At 72.6% G+C, this 2,290-nt stretch carries 1 pseudogene; it reads left to right on the top strand.

The features are described from left to right. Positions 1–47 precede the first annotated feature (47 nt). Positions 48–2,290 (top strand): annotated as a pseudogene (locus AC51EU_RS29705) (hypothetical protein); the annotation flags it as partial.

Below are 2,290 nucleotides of genomic sequence, written 5' to 3'. Positions count from 1 at the left end.
AACCCGTTCAGGACACCCCGCCGCCCGTCACGACGGAGACGACGGACGTGCCCCTCCCCGCCCCGGAGCCCCCCGGGTCCCTGCCGTCCGAATGGCTGCCGGGCGGCGCGCTCCTGCCCGCCGGTGCCGACGGGCCGGGCCGCACCGTCGTCAACGACGCCTTCCGCGGGCTCACCGGGCACGGCCACGACGCCGCGACGGCGGACGAGTACCTGACCTGGATGAAGCGGAGCACCGAGAACGGCCACCCCCTCGCGTTCGTCGTCAACGCCATCGCCCCGTACCACGCCCTCGAAGGCGGCGGACTGGCGGACTTCCTGCGGTCGGTCACCCACGGGCTGGAGGGCTTCGAGGGACGCGTCGGCGTCGTCATCGGCGTCAACGGCACGGCCGGGGAACTGGAGGCGATCCACCGCGCGATGAGCCGCGCGCTCGGCGAGACCTCCTTCGACCACCCGCTGGCCCTGGTCGCCACCACCTTCACCCCCAGGAGGGACGGCAGCTTCCCCTACGGCACCGTCCGCAACCACACCATGACCAGCCCCGCCTCCCGGGCCATGGTGCGCTCCCTGGCCCACGGCGGACCTTCGGGCCCCGCCCACCCGTACTTCGCGTTCATGGACTTCGACGTCTACGCGCACACCGTCCCCAGCGGACGGCACGTCTTCGCGCACTTCGACGACGTACTGACCGTGGGCCCCGGCACCGCTCCGCTGCGCCCCCTGAGCATGGTCGGCGGCTACCGGATGCCGTCGGGCGCCGAACTCCAGCAGCTGATCGACGCCACCAACGAGCGGCTGGCGCGGGCCGCGGCCGCCGCCGCGGAAGAGGTCCGGCAGAGCTGGGACGCCGCGGGAGCTGTCGGCAAGGTGCCCAACAAGTACAAGAACCTGCTGAACGACGACCTCAGCCCCCGCACCGTCGACGCCGACGACCTGGAGCGCTTCCGCATCATCATCGACGCCGACATGCGCATCCGCACCACCCTGGCCGGCATCCACCCGCTGCTGCCCTACGGGCCCGAACCCAACCTCTTCCTGGACGCGTTCGCGACCCTGGTGGACGAGATGCGGCTGGAGGGCGCCACCTGGCACCCGGTGCGCTTCGGCAAGACGTCCGGGGAGTACAAGGGCCTGCGCGACACCCTCAACCACTTCCACGCCTGGGAACTGGACCGGACCCTGCCGGACGACGCCGCACTCCGTGAGATCGCGGCGGCCCACCACACCCTGCCCGACCGCGGCATCGCCTTCGTCACCGATTTCGTGGACGGGGCCACGCCCACCGACCTCTCCCGTCTGTGGGCCGGATACAAGGAGAAGGGCGCGCTGCCCCAGGAGCACCTGACCACCAACGAAGCCACGAAGAGCACCTTCGGCCAGGACCACTTCACGGGCGATCAGGCCGGGCCGCAGATCCAGGACGGCCCGCCCCCCAAGGAACCGAAGCAGGGGCTGGGCCTGAAGGAGGCGCGGGAGCAGATCCAGACCGGTTGGCACGATCCGGTGAAGGGCTACGGGAACGAGCCGTTCAAGCCGGTCGAGTTCCCCGGCAGCGGGCATCCGGCAGGTCCGTCCGCGCGGGAGACCGCGGACCGGTTCGGCACCGAGCTGGCCGCCGCCAAGGCCGCGAAGAGCAAGGGCAAGGCGCGCGCGGCACAGCCGGGCAACGCGCTGGGGGAGGAGCACAACACCTTCTCCCTCAACGTCTCCACGCGCATCCCGGGTTCCGACTCGCCGCTCGTGGTGGGCCTGGTGGCCAAGGACAAGCGCCTCGTCGCCCACGCGGTGGCCGCCGCGTCGGCGGAGGCCCACTTCGCCCGCACCCTCACCTACACCCTCGCCGACCTGCTGCCCCACGGCCGGCTGCCGCAGGACTCCCTGCTGCACGCCCTGCCCGACGGCAGTGGGCTCACCCGGGCCGAGCGGTCCACGGCGGCCGTGCCGGACAGCCGCCAGCTGTTCGAACGGATGCGGGACCAGCTGCGGGCGGAAGGCGGCATCGAACACCGCCTGCACCGTGCGCCCCTGCACGACATCGACGTCCGCGACCTGAGCCTGCGCCTGGCCACCGGACGGCTCGACCCGCGCCTGCCGGACACCCCGCTGGAACGGGAGCTACGGGACCTCTACGCCCGCGGCTTCCGCGCGAACCTGACCTTCCGCGGCGTCACCGGCCAGAGCGAGCGGGTGACCGCCCCCGGCGCCTCGCGCGAGCTGTACGTCACCTGGCACCCGGACGACGCGGCGGGACGGCAGGGGCACTGGACGGTGAGTACGACGGAGCCGGC

The sequence above is a fragment of the Candidatus Streptomyces philanthi genome (assembly GCF_059553635.1).
The sequence above is the reverse complement of the archived record's forward strand: the minus strand, read 5'-3'. Positions and strand labels throughout refer to the sequence as shown.